The organism is Amycolatopsis sp. NPDC102389, from assembly GCF_044765885.1.
Lineage (GTDB): Bacteria > Actinomycetota > Actinomycetes > Mycobacteriales > Pseudonocardiaceae > Amycolatopsis.
Window position 1 is genome coordinate 153,952 of record NZ_JBIWKX010000006.1, and the last position, 20,595, is coordinate 174,546.

The 20,595-nt window shown below is 70.4% G+C and carries 19 protein-coding genes; 9 read left to right on the plus strand and 10 right to left on the minus strand.

What is annotated here, in order from left to right; translation table 11 throughout:
• Nucleotide 1 precedes the first annotated feature (1 nt).
• The 4 genes from ACIRGA_RS08320 to ACIRGA_RS08335 all read right to left on the minus strand — a co-directional run bounded on the left by ACIRGA_RS08320 (nucleotide 2) and on the right by ACIRGA_RS08335 (nucleotide 2,804).
• Entirely contained in the window at nucleotides 2–787 is a 786-nt protein-coding gene (locus ACIRGA_RS08320) for an MlaE family ABC transporter permease (protein ID WP_400938074.1), read from the minus strand.
• Nucleotides 788–878: 91 nt separating this feature from the next.
• A complete protein-coding gene (locus ACIRGA_RS08325) occupies nucleotides 879–1,640 on the minus strand; it encodes a glucose 1-dehydrogenase (RefSeq protein WP_400938077.1) in 762 nt (253 codons plus the stop codon).
• 16 nt (nucleotides 1,641–1,656) lie between these two features.
• Nucleotides 1,657–2,541 (minus strand): 3-oxoacyl-ACP reductase, encoded by an 885-nt coding sequence (locus tag ACIRGA_RS08330; RefSeq protein ID WP_400938079.1) that lies wholly within the window; start codon nucleotides 2,539–2,541, stop codon nucleotides 1,657–1,659.
• A 71-nt stretch (nucleotides 2,542–2,612) separates the two neighbouring features.
• Complete coding sequence (locus tag ACIRGA_RS08335; RefSeq protein ID WP_005164609.1) at nucleotides 2,613–2,804, minus strand: ferredoxin; 192 nt, start codon at nucleotides 2,802–2,804, stop codon at nucleotides 2,613–2,615.
• A gap of 102 nt (nucleotides 2,805–2,906) precedes the next feature.
• On the opposite strand from ACIRGA_RS08335, the gene ACIRGA_RS08340 reads away from it, so the two are divergent.
• Genes ACIRGA_RS08340 through ACIRGA_RS08355 form a run of 4 tightly spaced genes read left to right on the plus strand, consistent with a single transcriptional unit; the run spans nucleotide 2,907 to nucleotide 7,843 of the window.
• Entirely contained in the window at nucleotides 2,907–4,088 is a 1,182-nt protein-coding gene (locus ACIRGA_RS08340) for an acyl-CoA dehydrogenase family protein (RefSeq protein WP_400938082.1), read from the plus strand.
• A 9-nt stretch (nucleotides 4,089–4,097) separates the two neighbouring features.
• Nucleotides 4,098–5,171 (plus strand): acyl-CoA dehydrogenase family protein, encoded by a 1,074-nt coding sequence (locus ACIRGA_RS08345; protein WP_400938084.1) that lies wholly within the window; start codon nucleotides 4,098–4,100, stop codon nucleotides 5,169–5,171.
• The gene (locus ACIRGA_RS08350; RefSeq protein ID WP_400938087.1) at nucleotides 5,168–6,700 is read left to right on the plus strand and encodes a long-chain-fatty-acid--CoA ligase; all 1,533 of its coding nucleotides are present in this window, start codon (nucleotides 5,168–5,170) and stop codon (nucleotides 6,698–6,700) included. The genes ACIRGA_RS08345 and ACIRGA_RS08350 overlap by 4 nt, the downstream gene beginning before the upstream one ends.
• 45 nt (nucleotides 6,701–6,745) lie before the next feature.
• On the plus strand, nucleotides 6,746–7,843 hold the full coding sequence (locus ACIRGA_RS08355; protein WP_400938089.1) for an alpha/beta hydrolase family protein: 1,098 nt from the start codon (nucleotides 6,746–6,748) through the stop codon (nucleotides 7,841–7,843).
• Here ACIRGA_RS08355 and ACIRGA_RS08360 read toward each other — a convergent pair.
• Nucleotides 7,795–8,400, minus strand: coding sequence for a TetR/AcrR family transcriptional regulator (locus tag ACIRGA_RS08360; protein WP_400938090.1), 606 nt, complete (start codon nucleotides 8,398–8,400; stop codon nucleotides 7,795–7,797). The two genes, ACIRGA_RS08355 and ACIRGA_RS08360, sit on opposite strands and share 49 nt — an antisense overlap.
• Before the next feature lie 64 nt (nucleotides 8,401–8,464).
• Between ACIRGA_RS08360 and ACIRGA_RS08365 the strand changes: the two genes are divergently transcribed.
• Together ACIRGA_RS08365 and ACIRGA_RS08370 are read left to right on the plus strand one after the other, a co-directional pair.
• Nucleotides 8,465–8,890, plus strand: a complete 426-nt coding sequence (locus ACIRGA_RS08365; protein WP_400938092.1) for an SgcJ/EcaC family oxidoreductase — start codon at nucleotides 8,465–8,467, stop codon at nucleotides 8,888–8,890.
• Nucleotides 8,891–8,918: 28 nt separating this feature from the next.
• On the plus strand, nucleotides 8,919–9,830 hold the full coding sequence (locus ACIRGA_RS08370) for a hypothetical protein (protein WP_400938094.1): 912 nt from the start codon (nucleotides 8,919–8,921) through the stop codon (nucleotides 9,828–9,830).
• On the opposite strand, the gene ACIRGA_RS08375 is transcribed toward ACIRGA_RS08370, so the two are convergent.
• From ACIRGA_RS08375 to ACIRGA_RS08385, 3 genes are read right to left on the minus strand one after another with little or no spacing between them, the layout of a single operon-like run.
• Nucleotides 9,823–12,516: a GNAT family N-acetyltransferase gene (locus tag ACIRGA_RS08375; RefSeq protein WP_400938096.1), complete on the minus strand. Its 2,694-nt coding sequence runs from the start codon at nucleotides 12,514–12,516 to the stop codon at nucleotides 9,823–9,825. The genes ACIRGA_RS08370 and ACIRGA_RS08375 overlap by 8 nt on opposite strands.
• Before the next feature lie 2 nt (nucleotides 12,517–12,518).
• A complete protein-coding gene (locus tag ACIRGA_RS08380; RefSeq protein WP_400938098.1) occupies nucleotides 12,519–13,691 on the minus strand; it encodes an acetoin utilization protein AcuC in 1,173 nt (390 codons plus the stop codon).
• Nucleotides 13,692–13,747: 56 nt separating this feature from the next.
• Nucleotides 13,748–14,596, minus strand: coding sequence for a sulfurtransferase (locus ACIRGA_RS08385; RefSeq protein ID WP_400938100.1), 849 nt, complete (start codon nucleotides 14,594–14,596; stop codon nucleotides 13,748–13,750).
• Between the two features lie 108 nt (nucleotides 14,597–14,704).
• On the opposite strand from ACIRGA_RS08385, the gene ACIRGA_RS08390 reads away from it, so the two are divergent.
• The 3 genes from ACIRGA_RS08390 (at nucleotide 14,705) to galE (ending at nucleotide 17,784) form a co-directional block, all read left to right on the plus strand.
• Nucleotides 14,705–15,424, plus strand: coding sequence for a metal-dependent transcriptional regulator (locus tag ACIRGA_RS08390; protein WP_016332755.1), 720 nt, complete (start codon nucleotides 14,705–14,707; stop codon nucleotides 15,422–15,424).
• Nucleotides 15,421–16,602 (plus strand): galactokinase, encoded by a 1,182-nt coding sequence (gene galK, locus ACIRGA_RS08395; RefSeq protein WP_400938103.1) that lies wholly within the window; start codon nucleotides 15,421–15,423, stop codon nucleotides 16,600–16,602. Before ACIRGA_RS08390 ends, galK begins: the two co-directional genes overlap by 4 nt.
• 228 nt (nucleotides 16,603–16,830) lie before the next feature.
• Entirely contained in the window at nucleotides 16,831–17,784 is a 954-nt protein-coding gene (galE, locus tag ACIRGA_RS08400) for a UDP-glucose 4-epimerase GalE (protein ID WP_400938223.1), read from the plus strand.
• Here the strand turns inward: galE and ACIRGA_RS08405 are convergent.
• Entirely contained in the window at nucleotides 17,759–18,823 is a 1,065-nt protein-coding gene (locus ACIRGA_RS08405; protein ID WP_400938106.1) for a DUF4192 domain-containing protein, read from the minus strand. The genes galE and ACIRGA_RS08405 overlap by 26 nt on opposite strands.
• Nucleotides 18,824–18,972: 149 nt before the next feature.
• Nucleotides 18,973–19,827 carry a M23 family metallopeptidase gene (locus ACIRGA_RS08410; protein WP_400938109.1) on the minus strand — a complete coding sequence of 285 codons (855 nt, stop codon included), beginning with the start codon at nucleotides 19,825–19,827 and terminating at the stop codon, nucleotides 18,973–18,975.
• Nucleotides 19,828–20,595 lie beyond the last annotated feature (768 nt).

The window sequence follows — 20,595 nt, forward strand, 5'->3', positions numbered from 1 at the left end:
CTCACATCGCCTTCGGCGGGACGATCCGCAGGTAGATCGCCGTCAGCACGACGTTGATCAGGAACAGCAGCAGGAACGTGATGACCACGGCCTGGTTCACCGCGTCGCCGACGCCCTTCGGCCCGCCCGCCGGGTTCAGCCCGCGGAACGCCGCGACCACCCCGGCGACGAAACCGTAGAGCAGCGCCTTGATCTCGCTGACCCACAGGTCCGGCACCTGCGCGAGCGCGTTGAAGCTGGCGAGGTACGCGCCCGGGGTGCCGCCCTGCATGACGACGTTGAAGAAGTAGCCGCCGAGCACGCCGACGACGCTGACCAAACCGTTCAGCAGCACCGAAACCACGATCGCCGCGAGCACACGGGGCACGATGAGGCGCTGGATCGGGTTGACCCCGAGGACCTCCATCGCGTCGATCTCTTCGCGGATCTTGCGGGCGCCGATGTCGGCGCAGACCGCGCTGCCGCCCGCACCCGCCACCAGCAGCGCCGTGATCAGCGGGCTCGCCTGCTGCACGATCGCGAGCGCGCTCGCGGCGCCGGTGAACGACTGCGCGCCGATCTGCTGCGTCAGCGAGCCCAGCTGCAGGGCGATGACCGCGCCGAACGGGATCGCCACGAGCGCCGTGGGCAGGATGGTGACGCTGGCGAAGAACCAGCACTGCTGGATCCATTCGCGGAACTGGAACGGGCGTTTGAAGATCGCGCGGAAGACCTCCCACGACAGAGTCGCGAGCCTGCCGACCTGGATGAGCGCACCCGTACCCGGGACGGACACCGATGCGTTCACAGAACCTCCCAGTAGCCTGCCCCGAGTCTTACTCCACCTGTCAACGCCCCATTGCGTTAGCGGTGTTCACTTTGCTCTCGGCACCTCCGCGTCAGAACTTGAGTGCGTGCGTCGCGGTCGCACCGCCATCGGCGACGAACTCCGCACCTGTGCTGTACGAACTCTCGTCACTGGCCAGGAACAACACGAGTTTCGCGATGTCCTCCGGCTGCCCGACGCGGCCGAGGGCGACCTTCTTGCCCACCCACGACATGTCGACTTTCTGCCCGCCCGCGGCGGCGGCGACCATCGGGGTGTCGATCGCGCCGGGATGGACCGAATTGACCCGGATGTTCTTCGCGCCGAGTTCGAGCGCCGCGACCTTGGTCATCCCGCGGATCGCGAACTTGCTCGCGGTGTAGGCGACGAGGAACGGCATCCCGGCGAGGCCTTCCACTGAGGACACGTTGACGATGGAGCCGCCTCCGGCCCCGGTCATCGGTTCAACGACCGAGCGCATCCCGAGAAACGCCCCGATCTGGTTGACCCGGATGACGCGTTCGTAGTCGGCGAGCGTGGTCTTGCCCAGTTCCGAGAAGTGCAGGATGCCCGCGTTGTTGACCAGCACGGTCGGCGGGCCGAACTCCGAGCGGGTGCGCTCGATCGCGGCGTCCCATTCGGCCTCGTCGCCGACGTCGAGATGCTGGTAGACGGCCGCTTCGCCGAGATCGGCGGCGAGTTTCTTACCGTCGAGGTCGTTGATGTCGGCGATCACCACGCGTGCGCCCTCGGCGACGAACAGCCGCGCGGCCGCCTCGCCCTGTCCGCGCGCGCCGCCGGTGATCAGCGCTACCTTGCCGTCGAGCCTGCCCATCGTCATCTCCTCTGATTCACGGCAGCGACATGATCTCGGACGCGGAGAACATGCGTTCCGGGTCTCGGTCGGCGAAGTAGCCGCCCACACTGGTGGCGAGTTCGTCGGCGGTCCAGGTGCCGTTGACGGTGTCGAACCGCTGTTCCACCGACGGCGGCCGCATCAGCGCGACCATGCCGCCGTAGACGAGGAAGACCTGGCCGTTGACGCGGTCGGCCTCCGGCGAGCAGAGGAAGGACACGAACGGCGCGACATGGTCGACCGATAGCGGATCGATCCCCTCCGGCGCGTCGGCGCCGAAGACGCCTTCGGTCATCGCGGTGCGGGCGCGCGGGCAGATCGCGTTGGCGCGGACGCCGTAGCGGGACAGGCCGCGCGCGGTGGAGACGGTCAGTGCGGCGATCCCCGCTTTGGCCGCGCCGTAGTTCGGCTGGCCGGGCGCGCCGAGCAGGAACGACTCCGACGCGGTGTTGACCACCCGGCCGTACACCGGCGCGCCGTCCACTTTGGACTTGTCGCGCCAGTACGCCCCGGCGTTGCGCGAAAGCAGGAAGTGCCCGCGCAGGTGGACGCGGAGCACCGTGTCCCATTCGTCGTCGGTCATCGAGAACAGCATCCGGTCGCGCAGGACGCCGGCGTTGTTGACCAGGACGTGCAGGCCGCCGAAGTGGTCGACGGCGGCGGTGAGCAGCGCGTCCGCGGTCGCGGACTCCGACACGTCGCCGGTGACCGCGATGGCCTTGCCGCCCTCGGCCTCGATTTCGTCGGCCACCGTCCGCGCCGCGGCCGACACGTCGTTGACCACCACCGACGCCCCCGCGGCGGCCAGCGCCAGCGCCTCGGCCCGGCCGAGTCCCGCGCCGGCGCCGGTCACGATGGCCGTCTTGCCGTCCAAACCCACTCCGGACCTCCCTGGCTCTCCGCACACACTAGAATCTGTTCTTGCTCGATGCAAGCAGCAAATGAACGGCACTAACTGCGTATGAGCAGGGCATTTTTCGGACAGCTCGCCACAGCCTGAGTAACACGTTCTACTTGATTTTGCGGAACTTCGGCCGACGCGAGGACAAGCTCCTCGTCGTCGTCGAGATCGAAGACCTCGGGCGCGAAGCCGACACAGATCGCGTTCGCCTCGCAAAGCGAGCGATCGACGTCGATCTCCATATTCCCTCCTCGCCGCCTCACTGGTACAACTAGAACAGGTTCTACCCTACCGCCGCGAGCGGCCATGGCACCAGTAACGAGCACCGACGGCAGAGGTGACGGATGCGGATCGACTACACGCCGGAGCAGCGGGCACTGGCGGGCGAACTCCGGGAGTACTTCGCCGGGCTGATGACCCCGGAACGCCGCGAAGCCCTCGCCGGCGACGGCGGCGAGTACGGCAACGGCCTGGTGTACAAGGAAATCGTCCGAGACCTCGGCAGTTCGGGCTGGCTGGCGATCGGCTGGCCGCGCGAGTACGGCGGACAGGCCCGGCCGATGCTCGACCAGCTCATCTTCACCGACGAGGCGGCCGCGGCGGGGGTGCCCGTCCCGTTCCTCACGGTGAACACCGTCGGGCCGACCATCATGCGCTACGGCACCGAAGAACAGAAGGCGTTCTACCTGCCGAAGATCGCCGCCGGCGAGCTGCACTTCGCGATCGGCTACTCGGAGCCGGGCGCGGGCACCGACCTGGCGGCGCTGCGCACTCGCGCGATCCGCGACGGCGACGACTACGTCATCAACGGCCAGAAGATGTGGACGAGCCTGATCGAGTACGCCGACTACATCTGGCTGGCCGCCCGCACCGACCCCGAGGCGCATCGGCACAAGGGCCTGAGCATGCTGATCGTGCCGACGTCGGCCCCCGGGTTCTCCTGGACGAAGGTGCACACGGTCGCCGGTCCCGGCACGAGCGCGACCTACTACGACGACGTGCGCGTCCCGGTGACCTCCCGGGTCGCCGGGGAGAACGAGGGCTGGCCGCTCATCACGAACCAGCTCAACCACGAGCGCGTCGCGCTGACCTCGGCCGCGCCGATCCAGACGTCGCTGCGCGAGGTGCGGGCGTGGGCGCAGACGACGAAGCTGCCCGACGGCACCCGCGTCGTCGACCAGCCGTGGGTGCGGCTGCATCTGGCGCGGATCCACACGCACGCCGAGTACCTGAAACTGCGGAACTGGCGGATCGCCTGGGCCGCCGCGAGCAGCGAGCTTGGCCCCGAGGAGGCGTCGGCGACCAAGGTGTTCGGGACGGAGTTCGCGACCGAGGCCTACCGGCTGATGATGGAGATCCTCGGCGCGGGCGCGGTGGTCCGCGAGGGCTCCCCCGGCGCCCAGCTGCGCGGCCGGATCGAACGGCTGCACCGCTCGTCGCTGATCCTCACCTTCGGCGGCGGTGCCAACGAGATCCAGCGGGACATGATCGCCGCGACCGCCCTCGGCCTGCCCGTCACGCGCTAGGAGATATCGATGGACTTCACGCATACCGAAGCGCAACGAGACCTCGCGTCGCTCACGCGCCGGATCCTGACGGACAAGGTCACCCCCGATGTGCTGGGCCCGCACGGTTCCGGCGGCTTCGACGCTCCACTGTGGACTTCTCTGGCCCAGGCGGGGGTGCTCGACGCCGCGCTGCCGCAGTCGGTCGGCGGTGGCGGGTTCGGCCTGCTGGAGCAGTGTTCGGTGCTGGCCGAGATCGGCCGCGCGGTCGCGCCCGTGCCGTATCTGACCTCAGTGGTCATGGGTGCCGCGGCGGTCGCGGAGTTCGGCGACGGCAGGTTGGCCGAGCGCTGGATCGTCCCCGTCCTGCGCGGCGACCACGTCCTCGCGGTGGCGTTGCCGGACTACGGCGTGCCGTGCGGGTTCACCGCCGAGGCCGACGGAGACGGCTGGCGGCTGACCGGTGCCCAGACGGCGGTGTCTTCGGGCGCGTTCGCGCACGGGTTCCTCGTCGAAGCCGCCATCGACGGCGGACGGCAGGTGTTCCTGCTCGACCGGGACGCGGTGACGGTCTCGCCGCAGCGGACCGTCGACCACGCCGACGCGGCGCTCGTCGAACTGTCCGGCGCGAAGGCCGCCACGTCCTTGGGCGACATCGGTGAATGGCTGCGGCTGCGGGGCACGATCGGTGTCTGCGCGCAGCAGCTCGGCGTCGTCGAACGGGCGCTGGAGCTGACCGCGGCGTACGCGCGGGAGCGCAAGCAGTTCGGTCACCTGATCGGGAGTTTCCAAGCGGTACGGCAACGGCTCGCCGACGCCTACGTCGACGTCGAAGCCGTCCGGCTGACGTTGTGGCAGGCCGCCTGGCGGCTGAGCGAAGGACTTCCGGCGGCCGAAGAGGTCGCGACGGCGAAGTTCTGGGCGGCCGAGGCGGGACATCGGGTCGCGCACACGGCCGTGCACATCCACGGCGGAGTCGGCATCGACGTCGACCACACGCTGCATCGCTACTTCGTCGCGGCGAAGCGGCTCGAGTTCACCCTCGGCGGGGCGACCGCGCAGCTGGGCGGGCTCGGCGATCTCCTGGCCGCGGCTCCGGCATGACCCCCACGGTCACGGAACTCCTGCTCGCGCGGGCGGAGGACCACTCGACCGGCCTGCTGTTCGAGGACCGGCGCTGGACCTGGGCCGAGCACGTCCGGGCCTGCGCCGGATACGCCGCCGCGCTCGCCGGGGTCCTCCGTCCCGGCGGGCATTTCGGGCTGCTGGCGGATAACGTCCCCGAGTTCTCCTTCCTGCTCGGCGGGGCCGCGTTCTCGGGACACGTGCTGGTCGGCCTGAACCCGACGCGCCGGGGCGCGGCGCTGGCCCGCGACGTCGCACTGGCCGACTGTGAGCTGGTGTTCGCGGAGGAGAAGTACCTTCCGCTGCTGTCCGAGGCCGGTGTGCCGGTGCTGCCGCTGAGCGGGCTCGAACCGGCCCGGGAGGCCGTCGTCCCCGTGGCCGCGAAGCCCGAAGACCTGCTCATGCTGATCTTCACCTCCGGCACCAGCGGTGACCCGAAGGCCGTCCGGTGCACCCACGGCAAGATCGCCTACCCCGGCGAGATGCTGGCGACCCGGTTCGGTCTGTCCACACAGGACACGGTATACGTGTCGATGCCGATGTTCCACTCCAACGCCATCATGGCGGGCTGGTCGGTCGGGCTCGCCGCGGGCGCGGGGATCGCGCTGCGGCGACGGTTCTCCGCCTCCGGTTTCCTGCCCGACGTCCGGAAGTTCGGCGCGACGTACGCCAACTACGTCGGCAAGCCACTGTCCTATGTGCTCACCACTCCCACACGGGACGACGACGCCGACAACCCGCTGAAACTGGTCTACGGCAACGAAGGCGCGGAAGCCGACCTCGCCGCTTTCGGCACGCGCTTCGGCTGTCACGTGGTCGACGCGTTCGGTTCGACCGAGGGCGGCGTGAACTTCGGCCGGGACGCCACGACCCCGGCCGGTTCGCTCGGCCGCCTGCTCGACGGCGTCGCCGTCCTCCATCCGGAGACCGCGAAACCCTGTCCCCCGGCGGAATTCGATGCGGGCGGGAAGCTGCTCAACGCCGCCGAGGCGGTCGGCGAACTGGTCAACACCGGCGGTCCCGGCTTCTTCGCCGGGTACTACGGCGATCCGGCGGCCGAGGCCGAACGGATGCGTGACGGGATGTACCACACCGGCGACCTGGCGTACCTCGACGCGGACGGCTACTGCTATTTCGCGGGACGGCTCGGCGACTGGTTGCGCGTCGACGGCGAAAACCTCGGCACCGCCCCGATCGAACGCGCGCTCCTGCGCCATCCCGCCATCAGCGAGGCCGCCGTATACGGCGTTCCGGATCCGCGCGTCGGCGACCAGGTGATGGCCGCGCTGGTCTGCCGGTCGCCGATCGACGCGCACGAGTTCGCCGCTTTCGTTGCCGCACAAGGCGATCTCGGGCCGAAACAGTGGCCCCGGTTCATCCGAGTGATCGAGGAACTGCCGAGGACCGCGACGCACAAGGTACTCAAGCGGGAACTGGCGGCGGACGGGACACACGACGCCCAAGAGCTGCGCTACCCCCGGGACCGATCCCAGGGTCGGCACCGGTGATCTTCCCGATGTCCCGGCATCGGCCCGCTGCCTACGTTCGGTGCCATGAAACGAACAACCCGCCGGATCGGCGTACTCGCCACCGCGCTCACCCTCCCCGCCGTCCTCCTCACACCGTCCGCGTCGGCGGCGCCAGTCCGCTTGAGCCTTCCCGCGCCGACCGGCCCGTACTCGGTCGGCAGCACCGACCTCCACCTGATCGACCACTCCCGTCAGGACCCGTGGGTTTCCGGTGAGACAAGGGAATTGATGGTCACCGTGCGGTACCCGGCCTTGCCGAGCGGAAAGCCGAAAGCGCCGTACATGGCGCCGGGTGTCGCGAAAGTGGTGGCCGAGGGCGACGCCGTCAAGCTGGGTATGCCGGCGGATCAGCTCGACTACCGCTTCCCCACCCACTCCCGGATCGGTGCGCCCGCGATCGGCGGCAAACGACCTGTCGTGCTGTATTCACCCGGCGGCACGTTGTCGCGTTCGCACGGCACCACACACCAGGAACAGCTCGCGAGCGAGGGCTATGTCGTGGTGGCCATCGACCACACCCACGAAGCGGAAGCGGTGGAGTTCCCCGACGGGCGTGTCGCGAAGAAGGCGTTGCCGCCGTCGAGCATCGAGGTGTCGAAACGCGTGATCGAGACCCGTGTGCGGGACACGCGCTTCGTCCTCGACTCGCTCGGCCTGACCCAGGCCGGCATGTTCGGCCACTCCGCCGGCGGGTTCACCGCGGGCGAGACGATGGTGAGCGACCGGCGCGTCGTCGCCGGGGCGAACCTGGACGGCAGCATGGCCCACTCGCAGTCGCAGCGGATCTTCGGCCGCGTCGCCGACGAGGGGCTGGACCGGCCGTTCCTGCTGATGAGCGCCGGCGATCACAGCGCGGCGTCGGACCCGTCCTGGCAGGAGTTCCAGCGCAACCAGCGCGGCTGGACCGGTGAAACGCGTCTGCCGGACGGTGAGCACTTCAGCTTCACCGACTATCAGACCCTGTTGCCGCAGCTGGGGAACGCCCCGGCCGCGTTCGTCGGCACCATCGATCCGGCACGAAGCGTCGCCGTGCAGCGCGCTCGGCTCTCGGCGTTCTTCGACAAGAACCTGCGTCACCGAAGCAGCGACGCGACCAGGGTGTCCTTGAGCCAGGCTTCGTAGTCGTCGTGACTCCACCCGGCCTCGGCGACGAGGGCGGCGTGGACGTCGGCGCTCATCAGGGCCACGGCGATGTCCACGGCCCTGGGCACCACGGCGCGGCCGCTCTTCCGGACACGGTCCACGACCATCTCGACGCCGAGCCGGTTGCGCCGCGCACCTTCCGCCTGGGTCGCGGCGATGTCCGGATCGACGGCGGCGCCGGAGCTCAGCATCGTGACGATGTCCCCGCAGCGTTCCCGGACCTGACGGGCGACCGTGGCCAGCAGGCCGAGCAGCGCGACCGGATCCTCGGTCCGCCGCGCTTCGGCGACGAGGTCGGGGATCCCGGCCTCGTCGTCGAGGAGGTCGACGAGACCGCCGAGGACACCGGCCTTCGAACCGAAATGGGCGTAGATGGTCTGCGGCGACACCCCCGCTTCCTGGGCGATGAGGCGGATCGGCGTCCGCGCGTACCCGCGCTCGGCGAACAGGCCGCGGGCCGCCGTCAGGATCGTGCGCAGCGTCAGCGCCTCACGACGGTCGCGCAGCCGGACGATGCCGGGAAGGTCCGCTGGCATGTATGCTCCTCGAAAGTTGGAACGTTGTTCTAACTAATGGATCGCTGTTACAGGAAGGATAGCGATGACCACCGAGGAGATCATCACCGCGCTGGAACGCGCCTGGAACGCGGGCGACGGCGAGGCGTGGGCGGCGAACTTCGCCGAGGACGCGGACTTCGTCGACGTCGTCGGCCGGATCCAGCGCGGCCGCGCGACGATCGCGCGCGAGAGCCAGAACATCTTCGACACCATCTACCGGGGAAGCACGCTGCGGATCCGCCAGGTGTCGAGCCGTCCGCTCGGCGCCGGGTTCGATCTCGTGCACACCGCGACCACCCTCTCCATCCCCGCCGGTCCGCTGGCCGGGGAAGCCCGGGCGGTGCAGACGAAGCTGGTCCACGACGGGCTGATCGTCTCGTTCCACAACACGATCCGGGGCGATATCGCGGCGTTCACCGGCCATGACGAGGACCTCGCCGCCCGCTCGCCCCAAGAGTGGGATTCCTGACCGGCGCCGTTCCCGGCAGACTCACACTGTGACGCGTCTGAGGAAGCATTGGCTCTGGCCGCTCGTGATCAGTGTGCTCGCGCTCGGCGCCTTCGCCGGGCTCGGCCTGCTCACGCGAGCGGTGCTCGGCTCGCGAGGCGACCGCGCGCTGGCGGACACCGGGGAGTTCGGGGTGTGGTCGCTGCTGATCGGGGCCTCCGCGGTACTTTTCGCCTTCCTGTTCGCGCACGCGATCCATCTGACGGACTGGCGCCGTGTGGCCGGTGTCGCGGTCTGGAAACCGGCTCTGGCGTATGGGATCTTCGCGGCGATCCTGTTCGCGTTCCAGTGGAACACCGCTTCGCCGATCGGGAACCTCAAGCCCACGACGGCGCTCGGGGTGTCGCGGACGCTGCTCGCCCTCGGCTTGATCGCGGCGGCGCCCGCGGTGCTGGGCCTGTGGCTCAACCACACCCGGTTGCGCCGGATCTCGCGGGTGTTCGACGGCGAGGCACGGGGACAAGCCGCCGACGTGCTCAGCGAACTCCTCGAATGCAAGCGTGCCAACGGGATCTGTCTCGGCGTGCTGGCGCTCATCGTGTCCACGGCGGTCATCGACGCCGGGGCCCAGCGCCGGGCCTTCCTCGCGACAGGAACGCCGAAGGAGGCTTTCCCACCCGAATCCGTGCTGCTCTACGGCGCGCTGTTCACCACGATCTCGCTCCTGCTCTACGTCCCGGTGTTCCTCGCGTGGAAGACCCGGTGCCTGCGGCTGGTCGACGAGGTCTATCCGCTGCCGTCCGACGCGCGGCCCGGCGAAGACTGGCTCGCCGGACGCGCGCGGTTGACACAGCTTCTCGGGACCGACGCCACGGTGGGCAAGTCCGTCACGGCGGCGTTCGGGATCCTCGCGCCGCTCGCGGTGAGCGTGCTCGCCGTGGCGATCCCCGGGCTCAAGTAGGGGCGTTGATCGGCCGCAGGCGTCGCGGTCCGGTGTCGGGCCGGGACGGTGGCGGGCCCAGCACGATCCGGGCGTTGGCGACAAAGGCGCCGTCCGGCGAGGCCAGGATCGGGTCGAGCGTCATCGAGCGGACCTCGGGATTGTCCTCCGCGAGCGCCGCGACGCGCAGCACGATGTCCTGGAGCGCGGCCAGATCCGCCGGTTCGTCGCCGCGGTAGCCGGTGAGCAGCGGCGACGTCCGCGGTTCGCGCAGCAGGGTGGCGGCGTCGACGTCGGTCAGCGGGACGGCGCGGTAGGCCCGGTCCCCCAGCAGCGTGCTGACCAGCCCGGAGAGGCCGAACGACACGAGCGTGCCGAACGACGGATCGTCCTGCAGCCCGACCACGCACGAAATGCCCTTGGGCGCCATCCGCTGGACGTAGACCTCGTCGTCATGGGAGATCTCACGCAGATCGGAGTACGCCCGGCGCACTCCGTCCACAGAGGACAGATCGAGCCGCACGCCCGCGAGGTCCGGCCTGCCGCGCAGCCGTTCGTCGACGGCCTTGAGGGTGACCGGGAAACCCAGCTCCTCGGCCGCTTTCACCGCCTCGTCCGCGGAGGAGGCGACCCGGAACGGGACGACGTCGATGCCGTAGCAGCCCAGGAGCCGGACCACGTCGTCGTCGGAGAGCAGTGTCGTCTTGCCGTCCTCACCCGCCAGCAGTTCGGCGACGATCACCTGCGCCTGCTCGGCGTGCAGACCCGCGGGACGCACCAGGTTGCCCTGCGGCCGTTGCCGCCAGGCGGCGTACCGCACGACCCGGGCGAGGGCGTTCACCGCGCGTTCCGGGCTCGGATACGACGGAACAGAGCCTCGCGTCGGCACACCGTCCTCGGACAGCACGGCCAGCTCGTCCGGCACGCCCTCGACGGCGAGGAAGGTCGACACGATCGGCTTGTCCTTGTCCATCTCGACGACGGCCTCCCGCAGCGCGCGGGCGTAGGCGGTGCCCGGGATCGCCAAGGGCGGCACGAAGACCACGACGAGCGCGTCGGTCTCCGGCGAGTTGAGCGCTTCACGCACGGCGGCGGCGAATTCCTCCGGGCTCGCCTGCGGCCCGACGTCGACCGGGTCCGCGGTCAGCCGGAGGCCGTGCGCCCGCGCCGTGTCTGCGGCGAGCAACCCGATGGCGCTGGAGTTGCCCACGATGGCGATCCGCGGCCCGGCGGGCAGCGGCTGATGGGCGAAGACGAGCGCGGTGTCGAAGAGCTGCGCGAGCGTGTCGACGCGGACGACGCCCGCTTGCTCGAAGAGGGCTTGGACGCTGGATTCGTCGACCTCCGCCGAGGTCGCGGCGAGCTGCGGGCGGACGGCGTGCCTGCCGGATTTCACCGCCACCACCGGCTTCGTCCGCGCCAGCCGCCGCGCGAGCCGCGCGAACTTGCGCGGGTTGCCGAACGATTCCAGGTACAGCAGGACGAGGTCGGTCGCCGGATCGGTCTCCCAGTACTGGAGCAGGTCGTTGCCCGAGACGTCGGCCCGGTTCCCCGCCGAGACGAACGTCGAAAGCCCGAGGCCGCGCGCTTCGGCGTCGGCCAGGATCGCGGTGCCCAGCGCGCCGGACTGGCAGAAGAACCCGGTGCGGCCGCGCGCGGGCAAGCGTGGCGCGAGGGTGGCGTTGAGCCGGACCGAGGCGTCGGTGTTGAGCACGCCCAGCGCGTTCGGGCCGACGACGCGCATACCGTGCGCCCTGGCCTCGCCGACCAGCCTCAGCTCGGCGTGCAGCCCGTGCGGGCCGGCCTCGGCGAACCCACCGGAGACGATCAGGAGGGTCTTGACCCCCTTGGCCAGCGCACCGTCCAAAACGGACTCGACGGCCTCGGCGGGCACGGCGACCAGCGCGAGGTCGACATCCTCCGGAATGTCCACGACGGACGGATAAGCACGGACGCCGCGGACGGATTTGTGCTCGGGATTGACCGGGTAGACGGTGCCGGCGAAATCGGCGCTGAGCAGGTTGGTGAGGGCGACGTAGCCGATCTTCGTCGGATCGGTGGACGCGCCGATCACCGCGACCGACTTCGGATGCAGCAGGTTGTGCACGCTGCGCGCCTCGGCGGCCTGCTCCCGGGAACGGGCGACCGCGAGCGATTCCTCGGTCGGGTCGATGTCGAACTCCAGGTGCAGCACGCCTTCTTCGATCTCGCGGCTGACCTGGTAGCCCGCGTCGCGGAACACGCGGACCATCGCCGCGTTCTCGGCGAGCACCTCGGCGACGAAACGGCGCAGCCCGGACTCCGAGGCGGCGGCGGCCAGATGCTCCAGCAGGATCGACCCGAGCCCGCGGCCCTGGTGGGCGTCGTCGACGACGAACGCGACCTCGGCCGACGGCCCGTGTTCGAGCCGTTCGTACCGGCCGACCGCGACGATGTCGTCGCCCAGCAGCGCGACGAACGCGACCCGGTCGTGGTGATCGACGACGGAGAACCGTTCGAGGTCCCGCTGCGGGATCCGCGGATAGGCGCCGAAGTACCGGAAGTACCGGGTGCGTTCGGACAGCCTGCCGTGGAAGGCGACCAGCCCGTCGGCGTCGCTGGGGATCACCGGGCGCAGGTGCACCGTGCCGCCGTCGGAGAGCAGGACGTCGGCCTCCCACTCACGCGGGTAGTCGTAGGGGTCGCGTTTGGTGTCCTCACTGACCATGTTCAGTCCCTCGGATCGTCCGGATCGAGGCCGTGCAGGGGGAAGATCGCGCGGCGGGTGTCGCGGATGGCGATGTCGACCGGCTCGTCCTCGCCGTCCCCCCACGGGACGAAGGCGGTGTCGCGGTCGTCGGACATGCCGGCCGGGATCTCGGCTTTCGGCGCCGCCCTGGAGATCGACGCGACCCAGTTCGGCGGCAGCGACGTCGCCGGGTCGACGTCGCGGTCGAGCACGGTGGCGAGCAGATGGGTCCAGGACCGCGGCACCACCCGGATCAGCTGGTAGCCACCGCCGCCCACGGCCAGCCAGCGGCCGCCGGTATGCGTTTCGGCCAGCTCGCGCAGCCTGCGGTAGATGGCGCGATGGCCGTCCACCGAAAGCGAAAGGTCCGCCAGCGGGTCTTCCTCGTGCGAGTCGACGCCGCATTGGGTGACGAGGATCTGCGGCCGGAACTGCTCCAGCAGCGACGGCACCACCGCCTCGAACGCCCGCAGCCAGCCGCCGTCGCGGGTGCCGGGCGGCAGCGGCAGGTTGACCGCGGTGCCCTCGGCGCCGCCCTTGCCGATCTCCGCGGAGTAGCCCGTTCCCGGCCACAACGTGAACGGGTGCTGATGCAGGGAAACGGTCAGCACCCGCGGGTCGTCGTAGAACGCCGTCTGCACGCCGTCGCCGTGGTGGACGTCGGTGTCGACGTACGCGACGCGGTCGAAGCCGTGGTCCAGCAACCACGAGATCGCCACCGAGCAGTCGTTGTAGACACAGAAGCCCGACGCCTTGCCCGGCATCGCGTGGTGCAGCCCGCCGGCGATGTTCACCGCCCTGGTCGCCTCGCCCTCGGCGATCTTCCGCGCGGCCAGCAGCGTCGAACCGACGACCAGCGCGGAGGCCTCGTGCATCCCGCTGAACACCGGGTTGTCCTCGGTACCGAGCCCGTGCGCGAAATCGGCACCGGTCATCGGGGCCTGCCGGACGGCCTCGATGTACTCGCCGAGGTGCACGCGGCGCAGCTCGTCGTCGCCCGCCGGGCCGGGGATCAGCAATTCGACCCCGTCGAGCACACCGAGTTCGGTGGCGAGCCGGATGGTCAGCTCGAGCCGCACCGGATTGAACGGATGCTCGCCGCCGAGGTCGTAACCCAGCAGCGAGGAGTCCCATACGACGGCCGGTGCTCGCATGGCCCGAACTCTAGTGCCCTGCGTCGGGTCGCGCGCCGCTCCGGACCGCCCGCGCGTCAGCCGGGCAGATCCCCCGTGGCCACCGGGCGCTCCGGATCGCGGGACCAGTGCGACCACGAACCCGCGTACAGCGCCGCGGGCCCCGGGTGACCGGAGACCTCGAGCGCGAGCACGACGGACGAGGCGGTGACGCCCGATCCACAGTAGACACCGACCGGGGTCTCCGGGGCCACGCCGAGCCCTTCGAACCGCTCGGCCAGCTCCGAGGCGTCACGCCAGCGGCCGTCCTCTCCGACGTGCCCGGAGAAGGGCGCGTTGACCGCGCCGGGGATGTGCCCGGCGCGCGGGTCGATCGGCTCGGTCTCCCCCGCGTACCTCGGCCGCGCCCGCGCGTCGAGGAGCAGCCCATCCCTGGCGAGGGTGGCGGCCTCTGCCGCGTCGAGCACCGGCATGCCGCCGGGCTCGACGACGATGTCGCCCTCCGCAGGCGAAGGGACCTCGTCGGTGACAGGGCGTTCCTCCTCGGCCCAGGCCGCGAACCCGCCGTCCAGCACCGCGACCTCGGCATGCCCCGCCCAGCGCAGCAACCACCACGCCCGGGCCGCGACCGAACCGTCGGAGTCGTCGTAGACCACGACCGGGTGACCGGCGCGGACCCCGGCCGCCCGCAGGTGCCGCTGCAACGTCTCCGGTTCGGGCAGCGGGTGACGGCCGCCCTCACCCGGCGCCCCGGCGAGCGCCGTGTCGAGGTCGACGTACACCGCGCCCGGGAGATGCGCTTCACGGTAGGAATCGGCTCCCGGCGGGCCCGCGAGCCGCCAGCGGACGTCGAGGATCACGGAGCGTGCCGATTCCGGCCCGGAGAGCTGCGCGGCGAGTTCGCCGGTGGTGATCATGGGGCGCATGGGCCCATCTTCCCGTGCCTCACGGCTCCGCGACCAGCTTGGGGGACTTTTCCCGCCTCGGTGCTTGTTGTCCCCACGCCTGCGTCGCTGTCGGTGCCAGCGACTACGATGAGCAACGCGGACGAAGGGGACAGCGTGAACGATCTCATCGACACCACAGAGATGTACTTGCGTACCATCTACGAGCTCGAAGAAGAAGGTGTCGTCCCGCTGCGGGCCCGGATCGCGGAGCGGCTGCAGCAGAGCGGCCCGACCGTGAGCCAGACCGTCGCCAGGATGGAACGCGACGGGCTGGTCGTGGTCGCGGACGACAGGCATCTGCAGCTGACCGAACACGGTCGCGAACTCGCCATCGCGGTCATGCGCAAGCACCGGCTGGCCGAGCGCCTCCTGGTCGATGTCATCGGCCTGGAGTGGGAGCACGTCCACAACGAGGCCTGCCGCTGGGAACACGTGATGAGCGAGGCCGTCGAGCGCAAGCTGGTCAAACTGCTCGACCACCCCACCACGTCGCCCTACGGCAACCCGATCCCGGGGCTGGACAAGCTCGGCGACGGTGATCCCGCCCCGCCCGCCGAAGCCGACCTCGTGCGGCTCGACGAGTTCGCCCGCATGGGTGGCGGCGAGGTCGAGATCCGCCGCATCGCCGAGCACGTCCAGCTGGACGAGACGCTGATGACGGAGCTCAAGTCGGTCGGCATCGTGCCCGGCAGCCGGGTCAAGGTCGGCAAGACGGCGCCCGGCGGGACCATCGAGGTCACCGGTGGGAGCAGCACCGCGCAGGTACCCGTCTCGGCGCTGCACGCCGTGCTGGCGCAGGCCAGGTGAGCGCCGCGTCCGACGCCGCGGAGACCTTCCAGGGCCTCCACGGCCGGGCTCCGGCCGGCGTCTGGTCCGCTCCGGGCCGGGTGAACCTGATCGGTGAGCACACCGACTACAACGACGGTTTCGTGCTGCCGTTCGCCCTCCCGCACCGGCTCGCCGCCGCGGCGACGCCGCGCGAGGACGGTGTGCTGACCGTGGCCACCCTCGGCTCGGACGGCCGGGTGCAGGAATCCGGCTCGCTCGCCATCGCCGATCTGCGGCCAGGCTCGGTCGAGGGGTGGGCCGCGTACCCGGCCGGGGTCGCGTGGGTCCTGCGCGACCAGGGTCTCGGCGGCGGCGCGGACGTGGCGATCGCGGGGGACGTGCCCTCCGGGGCGGGGCTGTCTTCGTCCCACGCGCTCGAATGCGCCGTCGCGCTCGCTCTCCTGGGCCTGGCGGGCATCACCCCGGGGGCGGGCGCGGGTTCGCCGTCCCTGCACGAGGTGGCCCGCTGGGTGCAGCGTTCGGAGAACGATTTCGTCGGGGCGCCGACCGGCCTGCTCGACCAGACCGCTTCCCTGTGCTGCACGGAATCGAACGTGCTGTTCCTCGACGTCCGCTCCGGCGAGATGGAGCAGGTGCCGTTCCCGCTGGAGGAATCCGGCGTCCGGATCCTGATCATGGACAGCCGCACGAAGCATTCGCACGCCGAGGGCGGCTACGGCGAACGCCGCAGGGGCTGCGAGCGCGCCGCGGAGCTGCTCGGGGTGAAGGCGCTGAGGGATATCGGCGTCGACGGGCTGGACGCCGCGCTCGCCAAGCTGCCGGACGAACTCGTGCCGCTGGTGCGCCACGTGGTGACGGAGAACCAGCGCGTCCTCGACACGGTGAGCCTGTTGCGGGCGGGCCGGATCACCGAGATCGGCCCTCAGCTGGACGCCTCGCACGTGAGCATGCGCGACGACTACCGGATCTCCACCCGCGAGCTCGACCTCGCCGTCGATTCGGCCCGTGAAGCCGGGGCGCTGGGCGCGCGGATGACCGGCGGCGGCTTCGGCGGGTCGGCGATCGCGCTGGTCCGCGAGTCCGATGTGGACACCGTGGGGCGAGCGGTGAAGGCCGCGTACGAAGCGGCGGATCTGCGCCACCCCAGGCTGTTCACCGCGGTGCCGTCGCGCGGCGCCGGCCGCGACGAGCTCTAGGCGCTGTCCGGCCCCACGGCGTGATTCGCGTGTCCAGGCACGTGACTCGCGTGCTTGGAGGCGGAACTCGCGTGTTTGAAGGGCGAACACGCCGGGGCCGGATTCCGTGGACCGCACCCGCACCCCCGGGCGCGCCTCGTGCCCGGGGGCGAGGACACTGGGCCGCGACCGCATCCGCAGCAGAAAGGCGCGAACGTGACCGACGAACCGACCAAGACCCTGAAGCTGATGGTGACGGGCGGAGCCGGTTATGTGGGCAGTGTCTGCGCGGCCCGCCTCATCGAGGCCGGGCACGACGTCACCGTGGTCGACGACCTCTCCACCGGGCACGCCGACGCGGTGCACCCGGACGCGACCTTCGTCGAGGGCGACGCCGCCGAGGTCGCCCAGCGCCTGCTCGGCGACGGCTTCGACGGTGTGCTCCACTTCGCCGCCAAATCGCTGGTCGGCGAATCGATGACGGATCCGGCGAAGTACTGGGAAGGCAACGTCCTGACCTCGCTCCGCCTGCTCGAGGCGATGCGCGACCACGGCACGAAGCGGCTGGTGTTCTCCTCCACCGCGGCCACCTACGGCGAACCCGAGTCCTCCCCCATCCCGGAGACGGCGCCGACGCAGCCGACCAACACCTACGGCGCGACGAAGCTGGCCATCGACCACGCGATCACCTCGTTCTCGCGCGCCCACGGCATCGCCGCCGTCAGCCTGCGCTATTTCAACGTCGCCGGCGCCTACGGCTCCTTCGGCGAGCGGCACACCACCGAAACCCACCTGATCCCCCTCGTGCTCCAGGTCGCCACCGGGGACCGCGAGCGGATCCAGATCTTCGGTGACGACTATCCGACCGCGGACGGCACCGCCATCCGCGACTACATCCACGTGGTCGACCTCGCTGACGCGCATCTGTTGGCCCTGCGTCACGCGGCCGACGGCGAGCACCGCATCTACAACCTCGGCAGCGGCACCGGTTTCTCGGTGCTCGAGGTGATCGAGGCGTGCCGCCGCACCACCGGTCACGAGATCCCCGCCGCGGTCGCGCCGCGCCGGGCGGGCGACCCGTCGGTGCTGGTGGCCTCCAGTGAGCGGGCCGGGAACGAACTCGGCTGGAAGCCCGAGCGCACCGACCTCGACGGCATCGTGGCCGACGCGTGGGCGTTCACCCGGTCCCGCCGGACCGCCTGAGGCGGATCTCGGGAGTTCCTTCGGCCCGCTGCATCAGGACCACCCTGACCAGTTCGGACGGCTGCACCATCGTGTGCAGGGCCGTGGTCAGCAGCTTCGTCAGCCCGTGGTCGGGATCGGCTTCGCCGGCCCTGGCCAGGGCTATCCCGGCGGTCGCCAGGTCGCCGCGGACGTAGGCGGCGTGTGCTTTCAGCGCCAGCGCCTCGGCGGCTTCCGGCGCCGGGAACTCCCGGGCCAACCTGAGCCAAAGCTCCTCCGCCGTGCGGGCGAGGCGTGACTCCGCGGGAGCGGCGGTGAGCAGGCAGGCGCCCCGGACCTCGACGAGGGAAAGGGCCCAGGCCAGCCGGACGGCCTGGTCGTCGGTGATCGTCGGGTCGCCGTCGGCGATGCGGGTGAGCGCGGCGTTCACCTCGGCGACTCCGGCCTGGACGGGATCTCGCCCTCGCCACGGCGGATCGGCCATCCTGGTGAGGAGATCGGTACGGCGGTCGAGCGTCTCCGGCGCGACGGGATCGAAGAGACGCTCGAGCTCGTCCCGGCTCGCGCGGGTGATCTGCCCGGCGCCGGTGACGACCGCGGCGGCCACCGAGTCGCGTGGGTCCGGCAGGACACCGCCACAGGTCCTTTCCCGGTAGCAGCCCCAGCGCGCGCCGGCGGCGATACTCGGCGCCCACACCGAATGCGTCAGCGAGATCTCGTACTCGGCCAGCGAGGCTTCCAGGCGCCGGACGAACCGGCGGCGCGGTGGCCGTCCCGCCTTGTTCGCGGTGCCACCACCGATCACCGCGACGGTGGCACCGGTGTGGCCGGTCATGGCGAGCCTGACCGCCAGGTCACGGGCCTGGTCTTGTTCCAGGCTCGGCGGCGGCAGGTCCACGCGCATGACGAGGCCCTGCTTCATCCGGCCCGGCCCGCGAAGGCCGAAGACGACGACGGAGTCCTCGGGGTGGAATCCGAGAAGGTACGGGATCGCGGCGAGCAGGTCCGCCGGATCCGTCAGATCGACCTTGGTCCTGCTGGTCGGGGTGGAAGTGGTCATGCCCCCACCCTGCGGCGGGAATGGGGCCGCTGGGTGGGGGCGGGACACATCTGTGGACAGCCGGGACCGTTGTGGACAACCGCCGCGGGACCGATCGCGGGACGCCGATCCTGTCGGTGGGGCGCTCTACAGTGCCGGGCTCCGCAGGGTCAGTCGCAGTGTTCGAACGGGCTCTCGTAGGCGTTCGACCCGACCGAACCGCCCCACTTGACGCAGGTCGAGGCGGCCGTCTTCTTCACCGGTCCGGCGTAGTAGGTGAAGCTGCCGGAGTCGGTCACGCGAGCCGAACCCTGCACCTCGAGGAACGCCGAAACCGGCGAAGCGGTGCCGAGCGAAACGGCCTTCAGTGTGGTGACGCAGTTGGACTTGGTCGAAGCGTTGTAGAGCAGGTACGCGGTTCCCGAACCGTTCGCGAGCCCCTGCGAGTCGACGACCGAGAAGCCGCTGCCGCATACCTCGGTGGCCTCGTACGGGTTGCCGCCGCACGAGTTCTTGCTGGTGAAGTTCGTGTGGCCGTAGTACGGCACCGCGACCCCGTTCAGCACCGCCTTCTGCACCACTCCGTTGAGCCGCTCTTCGAAGTGCAGGTGCGGGCCGGTCACGCCGCCGGTCGCGCCGGCCGTGCCGATCTGCTTGCCGAGGCTGACGGCCTGGCCGACCGAGACGGACTGGGTCGACAGGTGGGCGTACCGGGTACGCCAGCCGCCACCGTGGTCGATCTCGACCCAGCGCCCGTAGCTCGTGCTGCCTTCGTTGGCGACCCGGGTGATGGTGCCGCCCGCCGACGCCAGCACCGGCATCCCGGTGATCCCCGACTTCTGGAAGTCGACCGAGTACGCCGGGCTGTGCCCGCTGAACGTCGCCGCCGTGACCGTGACGCCGCATTTGAAGGGGACCTGGAAGTTCGGGGCGGCCGACGCCTGCGTCGTACCGGCGAGGGTCAGGCCGAGCGCGGGGAGAACGGCGGCCGCGGCGAGCACTGCGAAACGGCGCAACCTGGACATGGAGACCTCCATCAGGTGGGGAAGCCGGACAGCAGGGAGCAAAGCCGGGGGAAATACATTTTCCGTACAAGCCCGAGGTCGGGTCGGCGTTTTCCACCCGGAAACGCCGGATCCCGTCCCGTCCGGCAGCGGCACCGATGTGCCGTGAAAGCCTCTGCGTCACCACGGCACATCGGTGACGTGGTGAGGGCCCCCTTCCCTGCCTGAGGGCAAGGGCCACGGTAAGTCGTATAACCGGTGGTCAGTGCCGCTCTTGGGCCGTACCTCGTCGGCGGCCCGGTGCGGTTTCGCAGGGGGCCGTGAGTGGCAAGTGTCGTTCTGATGGACCGCTCTTTGCTTACCTGCTGGCCTTGCCCTCGTCGTTCTGCCGTGGCGGGGGCCGATGTCGGCGAGTGGGGAGGATTTAGGACGGTGGTTTTACCCAATCCAACACACACCGGGGCGAACCAGCAAAGCCCCATCGGGCCCAAGCGAAAGTGGGAGAAGGGACACAGAAAGCACCGAAAACTCCACACTCGACCGTGTCGCGGCGAGCGTCCGACGTCACCGGACTCCGAGACCTGCGCCCCCTTCGACGACCCGCCGACACTTCGCATTCGCCCTGCTCAGACGTGGGGAGACAAATACCGGTCCGTTCTAACCGTCCTTACCACTCACGAGACGTGACCCAGCCGGCCACCGCCGCGCTCGCCCGCCCTGCATTCCGTGAAGGCCCCCTTCCCTACTTTCAGGGTAGGCAAGGAGGCCTTCACGGACGTCGCGGCATAG